The 20,723-nt window shown below is 61.6% G+C and carries 21 protein-coding genes; 15 read left to right on the top strand and 6 right to left on the bottom strand.

Translation table 11 applies throughout. The annotated features are described in order from the left end of the window. Position 1: 1 nt before the first annotated feature. From eccCa to BACI9J_RS16790, 3 genes are read left to right on the top strand one after another with little or no spacing between them, the layout of a single operon-like run. The gene (gene eccCa / locus BACI9J_RS16800; protein WP_159735375.1) at positions 2–3,976 is read left to right on the top strand and encodes a type VII secretion protein EccCa; all 3,975 of its coding nucleotides are present in this window, start codon (positions 2–4) and stop codon (positions 3,974–3,976) included. Further along, a complete protein-coding gene (locus BACI9J_RS16795) occupies positions 3,966–4,346 on the top strand; it encodes a hypothetical protein (RefSeq protein WP_159735374.1) in 381 nt (126 codons plus the stop codon). Before eccCa ends, BACI9J_RS16795 begins: the two co-directional genes overlap by 11 nt. After that, positions 4,343–5,278 (top strand): DUF6177 family protein, encoded by a 936-nt coding sequence (locus tag BACI9J_RS16790; RefSeq protein ID WP_159735373.1) that lies wholly within the window; start codon positions 4,343–4,345, stop codon positions 5,276–5,278. The genes BACI9J_RS16795 and BACI9J_RS16790 overlap by 4 nt, the downstream gene beginning before the upstream one ends. A 14-nt stretch (positions 5,279–5,292) precedes the next feature. Here the strand turns inward: BACI9J_RS16790 and BACI9J_RS16785 are convergent, their stop codons facing one another. From BACI9J_RS16785 to BACI9J_RS16770, 5 genes are all read right to left on the bottom strand, one after another. Further along, positions 5,293–6,570: a MinD/ParA family ATP-binding protein gene (locus BACI9J_RS16785; RefSeq protein ID WP_236558736.1), complete on the bottom strand. Its 1,278-nt coding sequence runs from the start codon at positions 6,568–6,570 to the stop codon at positions 5,293–5,295. Positions 6,571–6,647: 77 nt separating this feature from the next. Then, entirely contained in the window at positions 6,648–7,031 is a 384-nt protein-coding gene (locus BACI9J_RS24440) for a hypothetical protein (RefSeq protein WP_236558735.1), read from the bottom strand. Continuing rightward, positions 7,028–7,420 carry a glycosyltransferase family 2 protein gene (locus tag BACI9J_RS24435; protein ID WP_236558734.1) on the bottom strand — a complete coding sequence of 131 codons (393 nt, stop codon included), beginning with the start codon at positions 7,418–7,420 and terminating at the stop codon, positions 7,028–7,030. Before BACI9J_RS24435 ends, BACI9J_RS24440 begins: the two co-directional genes overlap by 4 nt. A gap of 212 nt (positions 7,421–7,632) precedes the next feature. Next, entirely contained in the window at positions 7,633–7,851 is a 219-nt protein-coding gene (locus BACI9J_RS16775; protein WP_159735372.1) for a hypothetical protein, read from the bottom strand. Between the two features lie 132 nt (positions 7,852–7,983). Beyond that, positions 7,984–8,442, bottom strand: a complete 459-nt coding sequence (locus BACI9J_RS16770) for a MarR family winged helix-turn-helix transcriptional regulator (protein ID WP_159735371.1) — start codon at positions 8,440–8,442, stop codon at positions 7,984–7,986. A 139-nt stretch (positions 8,443–8,581) separates the two neighbouring features. On the opposite strand from BACI9J_RS16770, the gene BACI9J_RS16765 reads away from it, so the two are divergent. The 12 genes from BACI9J_RS16765 (at position 8,582) to BACI9J_RS16710 (ending at position 19,076) form a co-directional block, all read left to right on the top strand. Further along, complete coding sequence (locus tag BACI9J_RS16765) at positions 8,582–9,520, top strand: SDR family NAD(P)-dependent oxidoreductase (RefSeq protein WP_159735370.1); 939 nt, start codon at positions 8,582–8,584, stop codon at positions 9,518–9,520. A gap of 2 nt (positions 9,521–9,522) precedes the next feature. Further along, positions 9,523–10,413, top strand: a complete 891-nt coding sequence (locus BACI9J_RS16760; protein ID WP_159735369.1) for an amidohydrolase family protein — start codon at positions 9,523–9,525, stop codon at positions 10,411–10,413. Between the two features lies 1 nt (position 10,414). Then, on the top strand, positions 10,415–11,632 hold the full coding sequence (locus tag BACI9J_RS16755) for an acyl-CoA dehydrogenase family protein (protein WP_159735368.1): 1,218 nt from the start codon (positions 10,415–10,417) through the stop codon (positions 11,630–11,632). 33 nt (positions 11,633–11,665) lie between these two features. Continuing rightward, positions 11,666–12,121 carry a MaoC family dehydratase gene (locus BACI9J_RS16750; protein ID WP_159735367.1) on the top strand — a complete coding sequence of 152 codons (456 nt, stop codon included), beginning with the start codon at positions 11,666–11,668 and terminating at the stop codon, positions 12,119–12,121. Between the two features lie 55 nt (positions 12,122–12,176). Beyond that, positions 12,177–13,502: an MFS transporter gene (locus tag BACI9J_RS16745; protein ID WP_159735366.1), complete on the top strand. Its 1,326-nt coding sequence runs from the start codon at positions 12,177–12,179 to the stop codon at positions 13,500–13,502. A gap of 12 nt (positions 13,503–13,514) precedes the next feature. After that, positions 13,515–15,065 (top strand): o-succinylbenzoate--CoA ligase, encoded by a 1,551-nt coding sequence (menE, locus tag BACI9J_RS16740; protein ID WP_159735365.1) that lies wholly within the window; start codon positions 13,515–13,517, stop codon positions 15,063–15,065. Beyond that, positions 15,062–15,532, top strand: coding sequence for a DUF3237 domain-containing protein (locus tag BACI9J_RS16735; RefSeq protein WP_159735364.1), 471 nt, complete (start codon positions 15,062–15,064; stop codon positions 15,530–15,532). The genes menE and BACI9J_RS16735 overlap by 4 nt, the downstream gene beginning before the upstream one ends. A 182-nt stretch (positions 15,533–15,714) precedes the next feature. Then, entirely contained in the window at positions 15,715–16,209 is a 495-nt protein-coding gene (locus tag BACI9J_RS16730; RefSeq protein WP_159735363.1) for a DUF805 domain-containing protein, read from the top strand. Positions 16,210–16,379: 170 nt separating this feature from the next. Further along, on the top strand, positions 16,380–17,594 hold the full coding sequence (gene lhgO, locus BACI9J_RS16725; RefSeq protein ID WP_159735362.1) for an L-2-hydroxyglutarate oxidase: 1,215 nt from the start codon (positions 16,380–16,382) through the stop codon (positions 17,592–17,594). A 64-nt stretch (positions 17,595–17,658) separates the two neighbouring features. Continuing rightward, on the top strand, positions 17,659–17,886 hold the full coding sequence (locus BACI9J_RS16720; protein ID WP_159735361.1) for a hypothetical protein: 228 nt from the start codon (positions 17,659–17,661) through the stop codon (positions 17,884–17,886). Positions 17,887–18,011: 125 nt separating this feature from the next. Beyond that, positions 18,012–18,314: a DUF4193 domain-containing protein gene (locus BACI9J_RS16715; RefSeq protein WP_024819766.1), complete on the top strand. Its 303-nt coding sequence runs from the start codon at positions 18,012–18,014 to the stop codon at positions 18,312–18,314. Positions 18,315–18,530: 216 nt separating this feature from the next. Next, positions 18,531–19,076, top strand: a complete 546-nt coding sequence (locus BACI9J_RS16710; protein ID WP_159735360.1) for an AMIN-like domain-containing (lipo)protein — start codon at positions 18,531–18,533, stop codon at positions 19,074–19,076. Positions 19,077–19,178: 102 nt separating this feature from the next. On the opposite strand, the gene BACI9J_RS16705 is transcribed toward BACI9J_RS16710, so the two are convergent. Further along, on the bottom strand, positions 19,179–20,717 hold the full coding sequence (locus BACI9J_RS16705; RefSeq protein WP_159735359.1) for an APC family permease: 1,539 nt from the start codon (positions 20,715–20,717) through the stop codon (positions 19,179–19,181). Positions 20,718–20,723: the final 6 nt, after the last annotated feature.

Genomic DNA, 20,723 nt, shown 5'->3' with positions numbered 1-20,723 from the left:
CATGACAACACGGATTGTCCATCGTCCTGCACGGACCACACTTCCTGAGAAGACGCCTGAAGCTGCCCTGTTGGATGCCCCTCCGCAGCTGGCCGGGGGCGCAGGCGGGATGAACCTCCTTGCCCTGGTACCCATGCTCGGAGCCGCCACATCGGTAACGGTTATGATGCTCTTCCGGGGGTCATCCCTGGCCGGCATCGGCGCGATCATGATGGTGGCCACTGTTTTGGCTTCGGTTGTGCTCATGTTCTCCCAGCGCGGCAAGGCTACGCGACAAAGGGCGACCAAACGCCGCCTGTATATGGACTACCTCAGGCGCCGCCGCTCAGACTTTGAGGCAGAAGAACAACGTGCCCGGGCTCGTGCAAATGCGGCCCATCCGCCGGTGAACCGCTTGGTGCAGAGCGTAGTCAACGATCCCCACCGGCTCTGGGAGCGCCGCCGGACAAGTCCTGACTTCCTGGTTACCCGATTCGGCACCGGCAGTGTTCCGCGCAGGCCTATCACCATTCAGGACAGCGGGGATGCTGTTGAACGTCCTGACGCCTTCATGCTCTCTGAAGCTGAACAGCTGCGCCGACGCTTTGGCAGCAATCCTGATATGCCGCTGACGCTGCCTCTGGGTGCAGTGTCCGACGTATCAATCGTGGGGGACCGGGAAACGGCACTGACGGTGTGCCGCAGCCTCGTCTGCCAGCTCACGTCGGCACAGTCTCCCGAGGACGTGGAGCTGGCGATCGTTGTTGGTGAAGCCGAGCTGGAGAACTGGGAGTGGACCAAATGGCTGCCACATCTGCAGGACCGCGGAACACTTCGCAGGGCGGGTTCCTTGACCGAACTGGCCGGCCTGCTGGAAAACTCCTTGGGCGCGCGGCTCACAGCCGTCAACAGCGCCGCCCGAAACTTCCAACAAGTCCCCGCGGACGCCCTTCCGCGACTGATTATTGTCACGGACCTCCCGGGGCAAAACGCTGCTGCGCTCCCCGGAGTGCCGGCTGACCTTCCGTTGTCCCGGCTTGCGGTGACTCGAATCCATGTTTTGACTGAACAGCAGCAAGAGCCGGAACGCGTTGATCTCCGTCTGATGGTCTCGCCTGACGCGTTGAGCTTGGAAGCTACCGCCACCGGCCAAACCATGCAAGGCGTTGCTGATGACGTGCCTGAGGTGGTTGCCGAATCCGTAGCCAGGGCGTTGGCGCCGCTGCGTCTTTCGGAGTTGTCCCACGAATTCGGGGAGCACAAGTCTTCGCGCAGCTACGCGGAGGCATTGGGTCTGACCGACTACACAGCCGAGGCCATGCTCCGGCTATGGAAGAGCCAGCGCGGCTCGGACTTCCTGCGGGTTGCCATCGGAGAAGACGAGGACGGAACACCGGTTCACCTGGACCTGAAAGAACCGGCCCAACAAGGCATGGGTCCGCACGGGCTATGCGTCGGCGCAACTGGTTCGGGCAAGTCCGAGCTCCTGCGAACAATTGTGCTGTCGTTGATCGCCACCCATTCACCTGGGGACCTCAACATGGTCCTGGTGGACTACAAAGGCGGCGCAACGTTCGCCCCGTTCGAGGCCGCCCCTCATGTTTCAGGGTTGGTCACAAACCTGGTCAGCGACGCCAGCTTGGTGGACAGAATCTACTCCAGCCTTGCGGGAGAGGTTAAACGCAGGCAGGAGTTGCTGAAGAACGGTGGCGACTTTGCCCACATCAACGATTATCGAAGCGCCCGCAGCAGGCACCCTGACAACCCGGCACTTGCTGAGCCGCTTCCTTACCTGTTCGTGTGCATCGACGAATTCGGGGAGTTGCTGACTGCACGGGCAGATTTCATCGACCTCTTGTTGTCCATCGGCAGGATCGGCCGCTCAATCGGCATTCACCTGCTCTTGGCATCCCAGAAAGTGGAGCAAGGCATGCTCCGCGGGCTCGATACCTATCTGGCCTACCGGATAGCGCTCCACACCAATTCGGAGAGCGAAAGCAGGACCATCATCGATGTCCCCGATGCCTATCACCTGCCAAGTACCCCCGGCCACGGCATCCTCAAAGTGGACACCACCGTGTTCAAACGATTCCGTGCGGCGTACGTCTCCGGTGCGTTGCCGTCGCCGGAGGACGACGCCGTAGATACAGTTGCGGAGTCCGTCCCCGTGCAGTCCTTCCGCCTGGCAGAAGATTCGATCACCGAGGTCTCTGATGACGCCTTGATGAGCAGCACGATGATGAGGGGCGGTTCCGTAGGAGGCAAGCGCTCCCAGGAAGAGACAGAAAGCGCAACCATCCTCTCCGCCGTCGTGGGTTTCGCCGCCGAACAGCCGCGCCTAACCCAACCCGTATGGCTTCCGCCTTTGCCGGTTGCCGTGTCCCTGGCGGGAACCGGTGCCTCACTGGACCTCACCTCCATAGGGCCCAGGCTCGCCCAACCGCAATACCTCAGCCCCGCCGTCGGGATCCTGGACGACCCCGCCCGTCAGTGGCAAGGGCCATGGCACCTGGATCTCACCGCCCGCGGCGGCAACCTCGCGATCATCGGCGCCCCGCAGAGCGGAAAATCCACTGCGCTGCGAACCATCGCGGCATCGCTGGCCTTGAGCCATGGGGTGGATGACATCAATATCTACGCGGTGGACCTCCTTGGAAATGCCCTCACAGGGCTGGCCGGGCTTCCGCACTGCAGCGGGGTGGCCGGCCGCGGCAACCGGGAACTGCTCCGGAGAACCATTGAGGAGGTCCAAGGGCTGCTTAACGTCCGGCAGTCCGTGTTCGATCACCACAAACTGGATTCACTACAAGCCATGCGTGCGCTTCGATCGCGGGGAGGGCTGGGAGAGCTGTCGTGCACCGACGCTTTCCTTGTAATCGACGGCTTCGGAAGCCTGACCTCCGAATTCCCCGAACTGGAGGAAGCAGTACATGACGTCATGACACGCGGCAGCACCTTGGGCGTTCACGTGCTGGTCAGCCTGCGGAATTGGTCCGACGTCCGGATGTCCAGGCAGTCGCTCCTGGGAACAAGGATTGAGCTGCACCTTGCTGATCCCACGGATTCACTGGACCGCCGCCTGGCAACAACTCTTGGGGCAAACCGGCCAGGACGTGCCCTGACAATGGACAAGACCATTGGGCACTTCGCCCTTCCATCGCTGTCCCCAACCCCGGATCAGGACAATGCCGGGCAGGAACTGGCTGAGCTGGGTGCGGTCCTGCACCAGTACAGTGCTTTGACCGCTCCTCCGGTGCGCATCCTGCCCGCCATCACGCGGCTTACACGGGACCACCGTCCTGTGCGCGGCAGCATTGCGCTGGGGGTCCGGGAGCACGACGCCGGCACTGAGAACCTTGATTTGTTGGGCGCGGACAGGGGAGCCGTGGTGGTTGGGGACCCTGAAACCGGCCGGACCAACCTGCTGCGGACGGCAGCCTCTCAGCTGATGGCCTCGCACCAACCGGGTGAGCTGGCCTTTGCGGTGTTCGATCCTCGACAGCAGCTGCAGGACTTCATTCCTGATGAGTACCTGGGTGAGTACGCGTCCAACGCACAAAAGGCATCCCAGCTGGCGGAATTCGTTGCAGGCCAGGCGCGGGACCGGTTAGGCGATGGAAGCAGCGCACCCGTCCGTAGCCCCAAGATCGTGCTCTTGGTAGACGACTATGACATTTTGGCGGCCACGGGAAACCAGCCGCTGCGGGCCCTTGCAAGTTACCTTCCCTCAGGGGCAGATGTTGGTCTTTTCGCCATGGTCACCAGCAGGACCACCGGTAGCGGCATGATGATGCACGACCACTTCATTGCCGGTCTCCGGGCCGCTGGCGCTCCCGTGATCATGTTTTCCGGAGACCGCTCAGAAGGAGTGATCGCCAACGGGGAGCGCCCTGTTCCTCTACCTGTTGGTAGGGCAAGAATTCTTCGTACCAGCCGCTCACCCGTGACGGTCCAGACCTTCTACCAGGATCACGAGGTTGTTCACCATGAGCTATGACTTTCACCTGATTTGCGATGAGGATCCGCGCGAAGGCCGGTTCGCCTATGCCTGCGGCGAGTTCGAAAACAAGTTCTTTGTCAACGCTGTGGAGGGCTCCGAGAACCTTGTAGTGAATCTCGCGGGGGAAGATCTGGGGCTCATCAGCGTTCCCCTGAACGTGCCGAATTCTGAAGTGGGCCGGGTCTTTGGTGAGGAGGTAGCCCACCAGCTTGCCGGTGACGCCTGGGTCTCTGAGGTCAACTGCCCTTATGACAAAGACACTGCTGAGGCCGTGCGCGCCTTCCTCATGATCACGGTGATCGGAACCAAAGGACTTCTCATTGATCCGCAGTCCAACGAGGTCATCAACGCGGAATGGGGAGCATGAGTTCAATACCGTTGGTGCCCGTTCCCACCCCAGCGGGCCGTCCATGGCTTAGCAGCACGCTGCGTATAGATCTTCAGCAGGCTGCGGCTGCCTCGTCGGGGAGCGGCATCGTCGCACTTCAGACACAAGCCGAAGCGGCCGTCAGTTACCCGCTGCTGGCATTTCTCAAAGCCGCACTAATCCCTTGGGTGGTGGAAGGATCCGACGGCGAGGTGCGCGATGCCCTACTGGCCAACGAGGACTCTGCGGCGACCGAAGCCTTAACGGCGACCGACGCGCCAGAGGTGAGCCCCGCCGTCGTGATGTTCGGCAGTGTGCTGCACGCTGCCACGGGCGACCTGATGCTGGGAGCCTTCACGTCCGCGATGTTGGCTGCTGCCGGATGCACTCTGGAGTACATGGGTCCCGCAGAGCCTCTTCATGAAGCATGGGACCCGGCCGTGTTGACTGCAGGGCTTCGGGAGGACATGCCGTTGGGGATCCGGCTGTTTTCCGGTCAAGGATTCGCCGGTGCAGTGACTGCGTACCGTACGGAGGCAGGCGTGGTGGAGGCATTCGACGTGCTGATCACCGCTCCCGGCATCGATGCGCTGGCAGATCCGGCTGCCCTGGAGCAGGCCGCGGTGCGGGCCAACGTGCAGGAGTTTGGCGTGGAACTGCATGTCGGGGCCTCAGGTCTCAGCGTCCGCGTGGGACAGGATTCCTTGAGGGTGCCGCAATTGCTGGTACTGGGGCCGCAGTTGCACCCGGGCGTACCTGAATCCCTCTTGAAGGAGTCCGCCGGGATCTCCGCCGAGGTCTTGGGCCACGCACCTTTCCAGCATCTGGCCATCCGGTACCCGGCGGCATCCGCCTGGGACGGGGGCGTTGCCGGCCGCACCCAGCAACAGATACTCGGTGCGGCGCACGCGATGGCACAGGGTAGCCCGTAGGGGCTGTAGCCGGCCTAGACGTAGCCGTCCACGATCGCTGCGGCGATCTCCTTGTAGGCCCGCCGGGTCCCGCCCGAAATCTTGTCCAAAGAGATGCGATCGCCGTCTGCGACGCCGCGGTCGTGAGGCACAGTGATGAGCTGCCGGCAGAAACCGGCAAGGTGCTCTTCAATGGCACGTTTATTGACTCGGCTGGATACTTGGTCCTTGTCCGTGACCACCACAATGGCGTTTCTTGCCAGATTCTCATACCCATGGTCGGCCAGCCATTGGAGCGTATTGCGGGCACGCTTGGCACCACTCACGGCGTAGCCGGAGGCGATGACCAAGTTGGTTGCTTCCGGGAGCACCCCGGCCATGGCCGGGTGTGACACGCCTGTGCCGCAGTCAGTGAGAGTCACTGAGTAGTACTGGGAAACCAAGTGCTTGATCTTCAGATACTCAGCGGCCGTGAGGGCATCGGACAACGCGGGATCCTGCTCGCCTGCCACCAGGTGCAGCCTGTTGGCGTGATGCATGTAATCGGTGAGCATGGTCAGGGACGTGATCTGGTCGATGTCCCGGACGATGTCCGTAATGGTGCGCGGCTTGACCTTTTGGTAAAGCATTTCACCGAGTGCACGCTCGGCCAGGTCCCCGCTGTCAGGGTTGGCGTCGATCGCGCAGGGGTGGTCACCGCGGTATTCGGCAAGGATCATTCCTACACCCACGGTGGTGGATGTTTTGCCGATGCCGCCCTTGAGGCTGAGGATCGCTGTGTTGAAGCTGCCGGACAGGGGACGGGCGATCCGGCGCTCCAGTTCGGCCTCGTCTTGGTCCTTGGCGCTGGGGCCCAGGTTGACGAAACCTCCCGTAGCCGAATACAGAGCGCCGCGGATTCCAGTGGTGGGGCGTGGCCTGTCCGGCCTGACGAACTGGGTCTCAAGGTGCGCGGATCCGTAGCTTGGGTTCATCGGAGAGGCGTTTGGCTTTGCCGTAGCAGCTTCGGTGTCAGCCTGGGCGCCTTGGGCAACAGGCTGGGCTGCTTCGGCAGGCGACGTGTCCACGGCGCCGGGGAATCCTGTCACCGCTTCCGCCCGCCCGTCCGGATGCACGTGGAACCGGCCTTCCTGCCCCTTGGCATGGTCGATCGCATCCGCCAAAACCGGCGCTCCGGACGACTTGGCGTAGTCCGCAAGTACCGCAATTGCAGCCGAGTAGGGGTCAATTCCCTCGGGTGGAGAAATGGCTTCTCCGCCTACAGTTACCCTGCCGTCGGCAAACACTTCGACGCGTGTGGCCCCCAGTTCCATCGCTGTACCCTTCGATATTCCGCTATGCATCTTGGTGACGCTCCAACCAGTGATACTAGTCGGGGAGAGAGGGCCGGTCATGTCACGCGTGTCGGATTGATGTCCAACACCACCTCGTAAGCTTCAACGCGTCGATCAATTACGGTGGTGGGCGATTCGAGGTGGACAGCGCCTGAAGGCAGGATTCCGGCACCTCCGTACTTTTCCATGACCTGCCATTGCGCCACCACATCCTCGCCCGCATGGTTGGCGGGAAGAACCGGCCAGAAGGAGAAACCGCCGGCATCAATCAAGGCCTGCCTGTTATAAAGCACGCATCCGCCCAGCCAAGCTACCCGGTACGGAACCCATCCTTCCGGGGGCAGTGGGACTTCGACGCTCAGGTGGCTCACATTGGCCGCGTTGTGAAGCGGCCACCGGTTGAAGGCAGTGGTACCGGGTTGAATGCGTTCAGGCGTCACTGGCCCTTGCCATGTTTCAAAGGCTGCAGTTTCCTCGGGTCTCCTGTCCTCAAGGTAGGAGAGCCCTTGGGGGCCATGCCCACAAAGCCGCAGCCTAGATCGTCCAAAGCCCGGCTCAGCTGCATAAGAGCGCCTGGTTCCAGCCAGATATCATCATCCAGGAAAAGGCATTGTGCTGCGCTGGACTGCTCCAGTAGAAATTGCCGGTGTTCTGCGAGTCCTCGTCGAGGAAGATGGCGGAACAAGGCAACCGTCCGTCCCTGCGCCTCCAGTAGCCGGAGCATGGCGGCAACTGCGGGATGTTCCCAGTCAGGGCTACCGTCCGATTGGTCGCTCATCACAAGCCTGAACGACGGCTCGGACTGCGCAGCCAAACCAGCTAAAGTCACCGCCGCTTCCGCGGGGCGGTTGCAGGTGGGGATGAGTACATCCAGTACCGCAGATTCGGGAGAGCTCTTAGGCTCCGCCCATCGCTTGGAAGTCTTCCAGCTCACTGCACACCTCCGGCCGTCACGAGTGGCATAGATTGCGAGGGGTTTCCCCTACCTATACCCACTTAGGGCGGATCTACACCTTTAGAAGCTAGCCTCCAGCTTGGGATTCAGCGCTTTATGGCAGCCTGTTCCATGAGGGCACGAAGGTCTTCGGCAACCCCGGCTACCTCGCGCTGTCTGAGGTTTCGTGACTGTTCGGGTCGATGGCTTGTGGACCGTGAGGGCCGGCTGTTCAGGCGGGGTTGGCGGTGGATTTGAGGATCGCGAACGGGGGCGTCAACGGTGACGGCGCCCTGCAGGGGATCGTGAAAGAGAGGGAAGCTCATAGTTCTCGATCCTGACAGAAGGGCGCCGACGCCGATATGGACAGGTGCATACGGCTGCCAATGGCTGCTGTGCAGATGTCCATCCGACGCCATCAGCTCAGGAGGGGAGCCTTCCGGCGCTCGCAGGGAAGCTTAGCCCCACAGGGCTTTCTTGAGCAGTGCCCTCAGCTGCGCGTTCTCGTCCTCCGTCAGGGCGGCGAGTTGGGTCCGCTCACACTCTTCCAGCCCTGCCCGCGCCTTGGTGTGGATGCGGCGGCCCTCAGCAGTGGCGACGATGATCTTGGCACGACGGTCCTGCTTGCCCTGGGCTCGCTTGACCAGCCCGCGGTGCTCCAGATCGTCCACAAGACTGACTACCTGACTGGGATCCAAGCTGAGGAAGTCCGCGAGTTCACGTTGGGTGGGTTCCAACCCGCTGCATGCGAGCGTCAGCACGGAGAAGGACCGTTCCCGGAGGCCGTAGTCGGCCAGGGCCTTGTTGTTCAGGAGGGAACCGGTGGCATGCAGTTTGGCCAACAACAGGCCCACATCACTGCCTATTTTTGCTGCGGCGAGGCGCGGGGTTTCCACTTCGGTGCTTTGCGGGCCCATGACAACTCCAATAGTAATGAAAAACAATCGTTGACTTTTTCAATGATCCGTATTCTCATTGATCATGACAAGGATCTCACGAGGCAGTGGGATCGGCCTCACCGGCTTCGGCCGGTTACTGCATGCGAAGGAGCACGCCATGAGCTTGAACGGCAAGGTTGCAATCGTTACCGGGAGTGGACAGGGTCTTGGACTCGCTTACGCGAGGGAACTCGCCCGCCAGGGTGCCGCAGTCGTCATTAACGACGTGAATGCTGAGACTGCTGCCCAGGCCGTTGCGCAGATAGAAACCGACGGCGGCCGGGCCACGGCCGTGGTGGTTCCGGTGGGGTCGACCGATGCTGCGAAGGCTTTGGTGGCGGGTGCTGTTGAGGCGTTCGGCCGTTTGGACATCCTGGTCACCAACGCAGGGATTTTGCGGGATAAGAGCTTGCTGAAGATGACTGACGAGGATTTTGACCTGGTCATCAATGTGCATCTGAAGGGCACGTTCACGTGTGTTCGTGAGGCGTTCGCGTACTTCAAGGAAAACAACGTCGCGGGCAGGATCATCACCATCGGTTCGCCCACTGGCCAGCGCGGCAACTTCGGGCAGAGCAACTACGCGGCGGCGAAGGCCGGAATTGTGGGCATGGTCCGGACGTGGGCTTTGGAGATGAAGAAGGCCGGTGTGACGGTGAACTCGGTGATTCCGGTGGCGGCAACGGCCATGACAAAGACCGTTCCTTACTTCCAGAAAGCCGTAGAAGCCGAAGAGCGTGGCGAGGCGATGCCTGCGTTCTTCCGCCACGATCTGGGTTTTGGAACGGCCGACGACGTCGCCGGGCTGATTGCCTTCCTCGCCTCTGATGAGGCTGCCGGGATTACGGGCCAGGCGATCGGTGCCGGTGGTGACCGTTTGCAGGTGTGGACGCACCCGACGGCGGCGAGCACCGAGTACCGCGAGGGTGGCTGGAGCTACGAAGCCTTGCAGGAAAACGCCGGCTCCCTGTTCGGGCCTGAAGCGTTGCAGAGTTTCGGTGAGGAATTCCTGCCGTTGCCCGCAGAGCTGCAGCCGGAACCTGTCGAGGTGCGCTGATCATGGCTGACCGCTATGAACTTGGCATCGACGCGGCTGCGTTGGATGCGATCGACATGCACGTCCATCTTGAGGTGGACAGCTGCGGGCATGGTTCGCTTCCGGAGGCGTTGACTGAGGCATCGGCGAAGTATTTCAAGTCCGAGGACCGGTCGCCGTCGCTGGACAGGATCGCGGAGGTGTACCGGGAGCTGAACATGGCCGCCGTCGTTTTCACCGTGGATGCCAGGACGCAGCTCAAGCATGAGCCGAACAGCATCCCGGAATTGATTGCCGGAGCTGCCCGCAACAATGATGTGCTGATCCCGTTCGGCAGCGTTGACCCCCGCACGGGGGAAGACGCGATCGCCGGAGCCAAGCACCAGGCAGTCGAACTGGGCGCCCGGGGGTTCAAGTTCCACCCTTCGTTGCAGGGTTTCGACCCGTCCAACGAGACGTTCTATCCGCTCTGGGAGACTCTTCAGGAGTTGGGGCTGCCGTGTATTTTCCACACCGGCCAAAACGGCATGGGGGCTGGCCTTCCGGGCGGGTACGGGATCAAATTGGCGTTCTCTAACCCGTTGCTGCTCGACGCTGTGGCCGCGGATTTCCCGGGGTTGCAGATCATCATGGCCCACCCTTCGGTGCCGTGGCAGGACGAGGCGAACTCCATCGCAACGCACAAGTCCAACGTGTTCATTGACTTGTCCGGCTGGTCACCGAAGTACTTCCCGGAATCCCTGGTGAGGGCATCAAATTCGGTGCTGCAGGACAAGGTCCTGTTCGGCACGGACTTCCCGCTGATCACCCCGCAGAAATGGTTGGGTGCTTTCGCTGACCTCCCGTTGAAAGACGAAGTCCGGCCGAAGATCCTCAAGGACAACGCCGTCCGGCTGCTGGGTTTAGGTGCTTGAGATGACCACCACCACAGCACCAAGTACGGATCAGCGGCTGTATTCGGTAGCCGACTGGTACGACGCCGAAGCGCTCCTCACCACTGAGGAACGCCAGGTGTTGGGCCGCTTGCGCAGCTTCCTTGACGCTGAGGCGAAGCCGTTGCTGGCGGAGTACTGGGAACGCGGCGAATTCCCGGAGCAGCTGGCCCGGCCGTTGATCGACCTTGACCTGATGGAACCGGCCGATCTCACGGTCGATGCACCGGCGAGGGGGATCTTCCACGGTTTCCGGATCTTCGAACTCGCCCGCACGGACGCATCGTTGGCTACCTGGTACACCGCCCAGGCAGGGTTGTTCCGGACAGCGATCAGGGTGGGGGCCTCGACGGAGCAGCAGCGCGAGTGGATGCCCCAGGTCATCGATTTCTCCCTCAAAGGCGTCTTTTCCCTGACCGAACCGGAGCACGGTTCGGACATAGCGGGCGGGCTTTCCACCACCGCCCGCTTCGAAGAAGACGCCGACGGCGGCAGCTGGGTTCTGGACGGCTCGAAGCGGTGGATCGGGGGCGCCTCCACAGCGGATGTGCTGTGTGTGTTCGCCCGCGACACCGCGGACGGGCAGGTCAAAGCCTTCCTCGTGGACCGGGCCGCCCCCGGCGTGAGCCTGGAGAAGATTCAGGGCAAGACGTCCCTGCGGATGATGCAGAACGCCCACATCACCCTGGAGAATGTTCGCGTCACGGAGGCCATGCGCCTGCATAACGTGAACTCATTCAAGGACGTCGCCGCGATGCTGCGGGCCATGCGATCGGACGTGGCCTGGATCGCCACTGGCATCCAGGCCGGTGCGTTCGAAGCCGCCTTGGCGTATGTGAAGGAACGCCAGCAGTTCGGCCGTTCCTTGGGTTCGTTCCAGCTGGTCCAGGAAAAGCTGGCCCGGATGCTCGGCAACATCACTGCGAGTTTGTCGCTCGTAGTGCGGCTGACCGAGCAGCAGGGCTGGGGAATCTACCGGGACCAGGACTCGGCCCTGGCCAAGATGCAGACGTCCCTGATGATGCGCGAAACCGTCGCCCTCGCCCGAGAAGTGGTGGGCGGTAACGGCATCACCCTGGCCGCCGACGTCGCGCGTTTCCATGCCGACGCGGAAGCCGTCTATTCCTACGAAGGCACCCACGAGATCAACGCCCTCATCATTGGCCGGGCCCTCACCGGCGCCAGTGCATTCACCAACTAAATCTCTTCAACCAACACTCAACAGGAGGCAAAGATGCCCAATCTCGTCGTCGATTTCGACACCCTGCTCACCATGTCCGGAAAGGAACTCGGCACCACCGACTACCGCGAAATCACCCAGCAGCAGATCAACCTGTTCGCCGACGCCACCGACGATCAGCAGTGGATCCACGCTGATCCCGAGCGCGCCAAGGACGGCCCGTTCGGCGCGCCGATCGCGCACGGCTTCCTCACCCTGTCCCTGATCATCCCGTTCTGGGGCGAACTCTTCGACGTTGAGGGCGTGACCACTAAGGTCAACTACGGCCTGGACAAGGTCCGCTTCACCTCACCGGTAAAAGTCGGTTCCAAAGTCCGCATGAACGGCAGCATCGCCGAGGTCACCGAAGTCAAAGGCGGCGCCCAGATCAAGGTCAACGCCACTATCGAAATCGAAGGCCAGGAACGCCCCGCCGTCGTCGCCGAATTCCTTGCCCGCTTCTACAAGTAGAAACCGGTTCTACAAGTAAGAACCAAGCCCGTCCCTCCTCTCCCAAGGAACAGCCATGTCAGGACACACTGCGCTCGTACCGTCGAGCACGGCCGCCAAGCGCAAAGAAGCGCGCACGGTCATCTTGTCCAGCTATCTGGGCAGCACCATCGAGTTCTACGATTTCCTGCTGTACGCGACCGCCGCAGCGGTTGCTTTCCCCAAAGTTTTCTTCGCCGGCACTGATGAGTGGGTGGGCGTTGTGGCCGCCTACGCGACGTTCGCTGCCGGATACGTAGCGCGGCCTCTGGGCGGCATCATTTTCGGACACTTCGGAGACCGCATTGGCCGCAAGGGCATGCTGATCGTGTCCATGGCCATGATGGGTATTGCCTCGACGTTGATTGGCTTGATTCCCGGAGCCAACGTTATTGGTCCATGGGGCGCCGTGCTCCTGGTGGTCTTGCGTGTCTGCCAGGGAATCGCAGTGGGCGGTGAGTGGGGCGGGGCTGCACTCATGGCCCTGGAGCATTCTGATCCTAAGCGGCGCGGCTTTGCGGCGTCATTCGTCAATGCCGGTGCGCCGACGGGCGCAGTCCTGGGCACCGTTGTGATGGGTATATTCTCGGCACTTCCCCAGGATGCGTTCTTGGCCTGGGGTTGGCGGGTTCCGTTCCTGTTGTCCTTCGTGCTCTTAATCGTTGGCATGTTCGTGAGGTTGCGGGTTTCCGAGAGCCCCATCTTCGCCGAAGCCGTAGCCAAGGAAAACGCCCAAGGCACCAAACGCAAGATTCCGTTGCTGGAAGTGCTGAAGCGTCCCAAGGCCCTGATCATGATCATGTTTGCCGGTGCTGCGGGATTCGGTCTCCAGGTAGTGCTGCCCACGTTCTCCGTGACCTATGCGGTGTCCAAGGGCGCACCACAGCAGGGCGTGCTCTATGCCTTTGCTGGGGCCTCGGCCATCTCCATCCTGTTTGTCCTCCTGGGCGGCAGGCTCTCCGATCGCTTCGGCCGCCGCCCCGTCATGGTCATCGCCCTGGCGCTGTTCATTGTGTACCTGTTCCCCATGTTCGGGATGCTCAGCTCCGGCAATATCGCCCTGGTTTTCCTGGCCTTCACGGTGGCGCTGATCCTGCATTCGTCCCTTTACGGCCCGCTTGCAGCGTTCGTTTCCGAGCAGTTCGGCACCACCAACCGCTATACGGGCGCAGCGGTGGGCTACCAGTTGGCAACCCTCATCGGCGCCGGCTTCACGCCCGGCATCGTGGCAGGCCTTTATAAGGACGCCGGCCAGAGCATCGTTCCCGTGGTGGTGTTCCTGTCCGTCATGTCGCTGGTATCGATTGTCTTCATCCTGCTGACGCGGGAGTCTAAGAACAACGACCTCTCTACGGTCAGTTAGGAGCACCGCACCATGGACAACAACGGAGTTGGATCCTGGCTGCACCGGCGCCGGATCAAGTCCGGTCCCAAAACGGCCGTCATTTCCGGTGATCAAACCCTCAGCTACGAAGAACTCGCAGGCAGGGCCGACCGCTTGGCCAATGCACTGAAAAAAAGGGGCGTAGACAAGGGGGACAGGGTTGCTTACCTCGGTGAGAATCACCCGTCCTTCGTGGAGACGTTCTTCGCCTGCGGGCTGCTGGGCGCGATCTTCGTCCCGTTGAACACCCGCCTGGCGGCCCCGGAGCTGCAATATCAGCTACAGGACTCCGGTGCGCGGCTCCTCATCAGCGCCGCCGCACTGGAGGCTGTTGCCGCTGCGTCCTGCCTCGACACCGAGGTAACCCACCGTTTTGCGGTAGTGCCCGACGACGTCACTGGCGGTTCCGCGCTTGAGCTGCCATCCGGCGTCGAGCACTATGACGGGGTGCTGGAGGCGGTGTCCCCGGTGGCGCTGGATGAAAGCGTGACGCTGGACGACGGCGCCATGATCCTCTACACCTCCGGCACTACCGGCAAGCCCAAGGGTGCGCTGCTCACACACGGCAACATCACCTGGAACTGCATCAACACTGTGGTGGATATGGACCTGAACCGCAACGATGTAGCGCTCATGATCTCGCCGCTGTTCCACGTGGCATCCCTGGACATGGGCCTGCTTCCCATGCTGCTTAAGGGCGCAACTGTGGTGCTTGAAGCCAAGTTCGACGCCGGCCGGGTACTGGAACTCGTGGGGCAGCACAAGGTCACCACGCTCAACGGCGTTCCCACCACCTTCCAGATGCTCTGTGATCATCCCGGATGGTCGACGGCGGATCTCAGCTCCCTGGACAAGCTCACCTGCGGCGGTTCCGCGGTTCCGCAGAGGGTGCTGGATGCGTATGAACAGCGCGGTATAGGCTTCACCAGTTGTTACGGCATGACGGAAACTGCACCCGGGGCCACCATGCTGCCGGTATCGCGGTCCGCGGAAAAGGCAGGCTCTGCGGGGCTGCCGCACTTCTTCACGGACGTGCGTATTGCCGATCCGCTCGGTGGCATTGCTGCCCGTGGCGAGGTGGGGGAGATCCAGATTTCCGGCCCCAACGTGATTAAGGAGTACTGGAACCGGCCTGAAGCCACCGCAGAAAGCTATTCCGATTCGTCGTGGTTCCGCTCCGGGGACATGGGCTATCAGGACGGGGAAGGGTTCCTGTTCGTGTCGGACCGCATAAAGGACATGATCATTTCCGGCGGCGAGAACATTTACCCGGCCGAGGTGGAAGCTGCCATCGCAGAGTTGCCCGCGGTGGGAAGCGTGGCCGTGATCGGAGTCGACGATGAGAAATGGGGAGAAGTACCGCGGGCGATCGTCACCTTGCGGGACGGGGAATCCCTGACCGAGGAACAACTGCGCTCGCACCTGGAAGGCCGGTTGGCGCGGTACAAAATCCCCAAATCCGTGGTGTTCGTGGAGGAAATGCCGCGAACAGCCAGCGGAAAGATCCGGAAGATGGATCTTCGGAAGGACTACGCGCAGTGACGCTTATTCCGGAGGCGCCCGCGTTGACGTTCCTCGCCACTTTGAGTGTTGATGTGGGCGAGCCTATTGATGCAGGGATCACCCCGGAGGGGCACCGGCGGATCGTGCCTATTACCGGTGGGACGGTATCCGGGCCGCAGATCCAAGGGCGTGTATTGCCGGCCGGGGCTGACTATCAGATCCTCCGGAGTGCCGAGCTGACGGAACTGGATGCCCGTTACGCCGTGGAACTAGATGGTGGAGCGGTCATCTACGTTCACAACGCGGCTCTCCGATTCGGTGCCGAGAAAGATATCGCCAGGTTAAACCGGGGAGAGGAAGTGGATCCTGCACTGATCTATTTCCGATGCAGCCCGCGCTTTTCCACTGCTTCCCCTGAATGGACTTGGCTCAACCACACCATCATGGTGGGAACGGGACGCCGCGGGCCCGGTTCCGTGGAAATCGACGTGTTCACTGTCAGTTAGCGCCTGGGGAATGTTGTCTCATGGAAAGCCCTCCAAGGCGAAATATTCCGTTACCAAGCTAAATCCGGGTTAATTTCCTCCATCGAACTGCCTAATTCGCCGCCGGGGCATTACGATAAGCACGACTCACAACTGAGCACGATGCTTCATCACGACTCACACCTAACCCGGGGGATATACCAATGAGCACTTACCCGCAACAACCGCAACAAGCCGAGCAGTACGGCGTCCAGGCCGGCGAGCCGCCGCTGTGGGCACCGTACTACGGCGCTCCCATTGGCGCCGCGGTCAAGCGTTTCTTCAAGAAGTACACCGCATTCAGTGGCCGCGCGAGCCGCAGCGAATACTGGTGGGTCGCCCTGGTTCTGGGCGTTGTGGGCTTCGTCCTGCAGATCCTCACCTTGGTTCTCGGCAGTGCCGGGGCAACCGTTTCTGCAAACGGCACCGCCACACCCGGTCCGGGATCGGTTGTAGGCCTTATTCTGGCCCTCGTCTTCTACCTGGCAATCCTCATCCCGTCCATTGCCCTGCTTGTTCGCCGTCTCCATGACGGCAACTTCAGCGGCTGGATCGTCCTGCTTGGTCTTATTCCAGGCTTGGGCGGAATTGCACTGTTCATTTTCGCGCTCCTGCCGTCCAACCCGGCCGGCCAGCGTTTTGATCAGCCGACTGCATAGTCAGCCACGCAGCAAGTAATTCGTTTCACGGAAAAGGGCGGCACCACGTGTGCCGCCCTTTTTTGTGCTGTTTTCGGGCCAACACGTGCCGCGCAAGCAATGCCCGTGTAATGCTGTGACTGACTCAGACCCGGCCCCGGGACGGATCCACGCCAACGACGAGGAGTGCCATGCCCCACCCTCCACAGAGGACCATCAAGCGGTGCGCCGTAGTTGGTGGCGGCATCATAGGAATAGCTGTTGCCAGGGAACTGGCCAACAGACTCGACGACGTCCAGGTCACCGTGTACGAAAAGGAAGACCGGCTCGCAGCCCACCAGACCGGGCACAACTCGGGTGTGGTTCATGCAGGCCTGTACTACGAACCCGGCGGGCTGAAGGCAAAGCTGTGCCGCAGGGGAGTGGAGCTGCTGCAGGAATTCTGCGCCATGAAGGACCTGCCCTACGAAGCCTGCGGCAAGCTGGTCATCGCACAAACACCCGAGGAATCGGCTCGCTTGGACAAGATCTTCGCCCGCGCCACAGCCAACGGCGTCCCCGGCGCCCGAATGCTGCGAAGCGGGCAGATACGCGAGGTGGAGCCGAACGCCGTCGGGCTTTCCGCTTTGCACTCGCCGGAAACGGCGATCGTTGACTACACGGCCATCACCAACGCGCTCGCCGATGACGTCCGCAGCCACGGCGGATCTATTCGGCTCGGGCAGGAAGTCATTGCCCTTGAACAGCAGGATCAGGGTGTGGTGGTCAGTACCAAGGACGGGGGCGAACACTACGACCTCGTGGTGGCCTGCGCCGGTCTTCAGTCGGACCGCGTGGCCGAGTCCACCGGCGAACCTGCCACCCCAAGGATCGTGCCGTTCTTTGGACAGTACTTCCTCCTGGGTAAGGAGGCCCGGGATCACGTGCGGGGCCTCATTTACCCCGTTCCGGACCCCAAGCATCCTTTCCTTGGCGTCCACCTCACCAAACGCATCGACGGCGAAATGATGCTCGGCCCCAACGCGTTCATCTCCTTTGGCCGCGAGTCCTACGCGTGGAATGAGGTGAACGTGCGCGATGTCCTGAATTACACACTCTTTCCAGGCTTTTGGAATTTTGCCCGGCAGAATGTTCCATCAGCCGTTCGGGAATTCCAGACCGTAGTGAGCAAGAAGAAATTCATCCGCGAGGCCATGCGCTCTGTGCCTTCGCTGGAAGGCGCCACCATTCTTCCCGGCACCCGGGGCGTGCGTGCCCAGGCCATGAACGGCGATGGATCCCTGGTGGACGACTTTGTGATCGCACGACGCCGGGACACGGTTTTAGTGCGCAACGCACCTTCTCCGGGGGCTACTTCATCCATGGCCATTGCGGAGTACATTGTGGAGCGGGCCTTGCAGGACTGAGGAGTTAACAAGCCTGTGATCCGCAGGAAACCGCCCCCAAATGCACGCTGGATACCGTTGCCTCATGATCGGATCACTAGCCTCAATCGCCACCTCAATCGGCGCCACTATCGCAAACTGGATCGAGGCAGCCTACGTCCTGGATTGCGCTGGTCCGTCAGCGGAGGAAAACCGTGCAGACGGGCATGGAACCGTGAATGATTTGAGCTGGTTGCCTGCCCTCAGCGGTGTCACAGTGGCCGGCGCCCAGGCCATCCAGTCGCACGCTGTGAAGGTGCAAACAAAACCGTAGAACCAGCCGGGAATGCTGCAGAATGTCGCGTTGGGCACACTATTCGTTGATCACGTGTGATATGCCCTAAACTGCTTCACTGAGGTGCCGGAAGAGGCACCATGCAGCAACGAAAGCGAACCTCAATGGCTACTGATTACGATGCCCCGCGCAAGACAGAAGAAGAGTCTCCCGCCGAATCGCTTGAGGCCCTTCAGGCATCCCGTGGAAACACTGCGCAGACTGCGGTTATCGACGTCGAGGAAAACGATACCGCGGAAGGAATTGACCTGCCCGGCGCAGACCTTTCCGGTGAAGAACTGACCGTTATTGTGGTCCCGGAGCAGTCCGACGAATTCACGTGCGGCTCCTGCTTCCTGGTCCGTCACAGGTCCCAGATTGCACTGGAAAAGAACGGCCTCAAGTTCTGCAAGGACTGCGAAGGCTAAGTAACGCCAAGGTCTCGTTATCTTGGGTTACGAACATGGGTGCGAGGACCCTCTGTGTGGTCATTCGGCGCCCCAAAAACCGCTCTTCAATAACCCTCCTGTGACCGCAGCCAGGTCCACTTAACGGTTCCGCCCCGAAGCGGACACAACCCACCCAAACACCCTCATGCACTCCTACTGTTGAAGTATCAACTTCGCCTGAAGGGGGCACAAAAAATGAGGAAATTTGGAGCGGGTGTGGCAGCGGTCTTGGCAGCTGCCGGGCTCGGTCTGGTGGCGCCGGGGCCAGCCTCGGCAGCAACATATTGCGATATTACGTGGGGTTCCATGGCCAAGGCAGACCTGGACTGGAGCTCCGCCAATGTCACCAACGTCCGCACGGGCCAACAGCCCTGCTACGACCGTCTGGTGATTGACATGACCGGCAAGGTGGCCGGATATGCGGTTCAGTACGTTCCCGTGATCACCCAGGATGCTACCGGCTTCCCCATCCCGGTGCTGGGGGATGCTGATCTGCAAGTCATGGTCACGGCGCCGTCGTACAACCAGTACAACCAGCCAACGTATGAGCCGGCAGCCAAAGCGGAATTGTCCAACGTCTCCGGGTACCAGACGTTCCGGCAGGTGGTTTACGCGGGCAGTTTTGAGGGCACCACAAGCATTGGGCTGGGCGTCCGGGCCCGCCTTCCGTTCAGGGTGTTCACTTTGGACGGGCCCGACGGCGGTTCCCGCCTGGTGGTGGATGTGGCCCACCACTGGTAGGCGGGACGTTGGGGGCTCGCCTATAACGTGGGAAAGCGGCCAGTTCGCGGGAAACTTCCCTGCGAACTGACCGCTTTTCCACGAACTCGGCGGAAGGCGGAGCTACTCCGGGACTACCAGGGCCGGAGTATCCTTCCGAATGGTCTCGCCACGGAAGAACCCGGGCCGGACACGGGACATGATCAGCATGACCACCGCACCCATAGCCAGGATGCCGATGCCAAGGACGAACACAAGCCCCACGCCGAAGATCTCCGATCCACTGCCGAACTCCGGTGCCCAGCTGTCCACGGCTGTCTGCAGGAACACCACGAACAGGCCAACGCCACCCAGCAGCGGGCAGAGAAGCCGCAGGAAGAAGTTCCTGGCACTGGAGAACACGCTGTTCCGGAAGTACCAGACGCACGCGATCGCCGTGAGTCCGTAGTAGAAGCAGATCATCAGGCCCAGGGCCAGGATGGTGTCGTTCAGCACGTTCTCGCTGATCACGTGCATCACCGCGTAGAAGCCCGCGGACAGGACACCGGCAGCAACAGTGGCGAAGCCCGGCGTCGAGAACTTCTTGCTCATGTGGCTGAAGCGCTCCGGCAGGGCGCCGTAGTGCGCCATGGCCAGCAGGCTGCGCGAAGGTGAGGTGAACGTGGACTGCAGGGATGCCGCAGAGCTGGAGAGCACGGCGAGGGACATGAGGATGGCGAACGGGCCCATCACCGGTGATGCGAGGGCGGTGAAGACGTTGGCGTGGTTTTCCTCGTTGTTCAGGCCGATCCCGGTATCGCCGACGCCAGCAAACATCATGGTTGCAATGGTGACCAGGAGGTAGATGCCCAGGACGATCACGGCTGTCAGCGTGCCGGCAAGACCGGCGGTTTTCTTGCCGTTGGCGGTTTCCTCGTTCACGGTGAGGCAGACGTCCCAGCCCCAGTAGACGAAGATCGACAAGGAGATACCGGCTGCGATCTGGCCGAAGGTTTCAATCTTGGTGACATCGAACCAGTCCCAGCTGAAGGGCGCGGCAGTCTCGGAAGTGGACCAGTTGGCGAACGCCATGGCAACGAACAGGCCAAGGACCAGCAACTGGAAACCAACCAGGCCGTACTGGACGATCTTGGTGGTGTGCAGGCCGCGGTAGCTGACCCAGACGGCAAGTGCCACGAAGACGAAGCATGTGGCAACGTTGAGCAGTTTGTTCGACGCCAGGTCCGCGAGCTCCGCTGAGCCGGTGGCCTGTGCAAGGAACAGGTAGAAGAAGTCCACGGCCACGCCGGCCAGGTTGGACAGGACGATGATGTTGGCGGCCAGCAATCCCCAGCCACCCATCCATCCCACCCAGGGGCCGAACGCTTTGGTGACCCAGGTGAAGGTGGTGCCGCTGTCAGGGGAGTCTGCGTTGAGCTCCCTGTAGGCCAGCGAGACCAGGATCATCGGGATGAACCCGATCAGGAAAATGACGGGCAGTTGCAGCCCGGCTTCGTTGACTGTGGGTCCCAGCGCGCTGGTAAGCGTGTACGCCGGGGCGATGGTTGAAATGCCAAGAACGACGACGGCGAGGAGCCCCAGCTGCCCCGTCTTCAGTCCCTTGCCGCTGATCTCGTGCGACTCTGCAGCATCATTGCCGCTGCGGCGGATTGTCTGGCTCATGTGGGC

Origin of the sequence: Arthrobacter sp. 9V, assembly GCF_902506065.1 — a bacterium.
In the GTDB taxonomy this organism is placed as follows: Bacteria; Actinomycetota; Actinomycetes; order Actinomycetales; family Micrococcaceae; genus Arthrobacter.
This window is presented reverse-complemented; position numbering and strand designations above follow the sequence as displayed.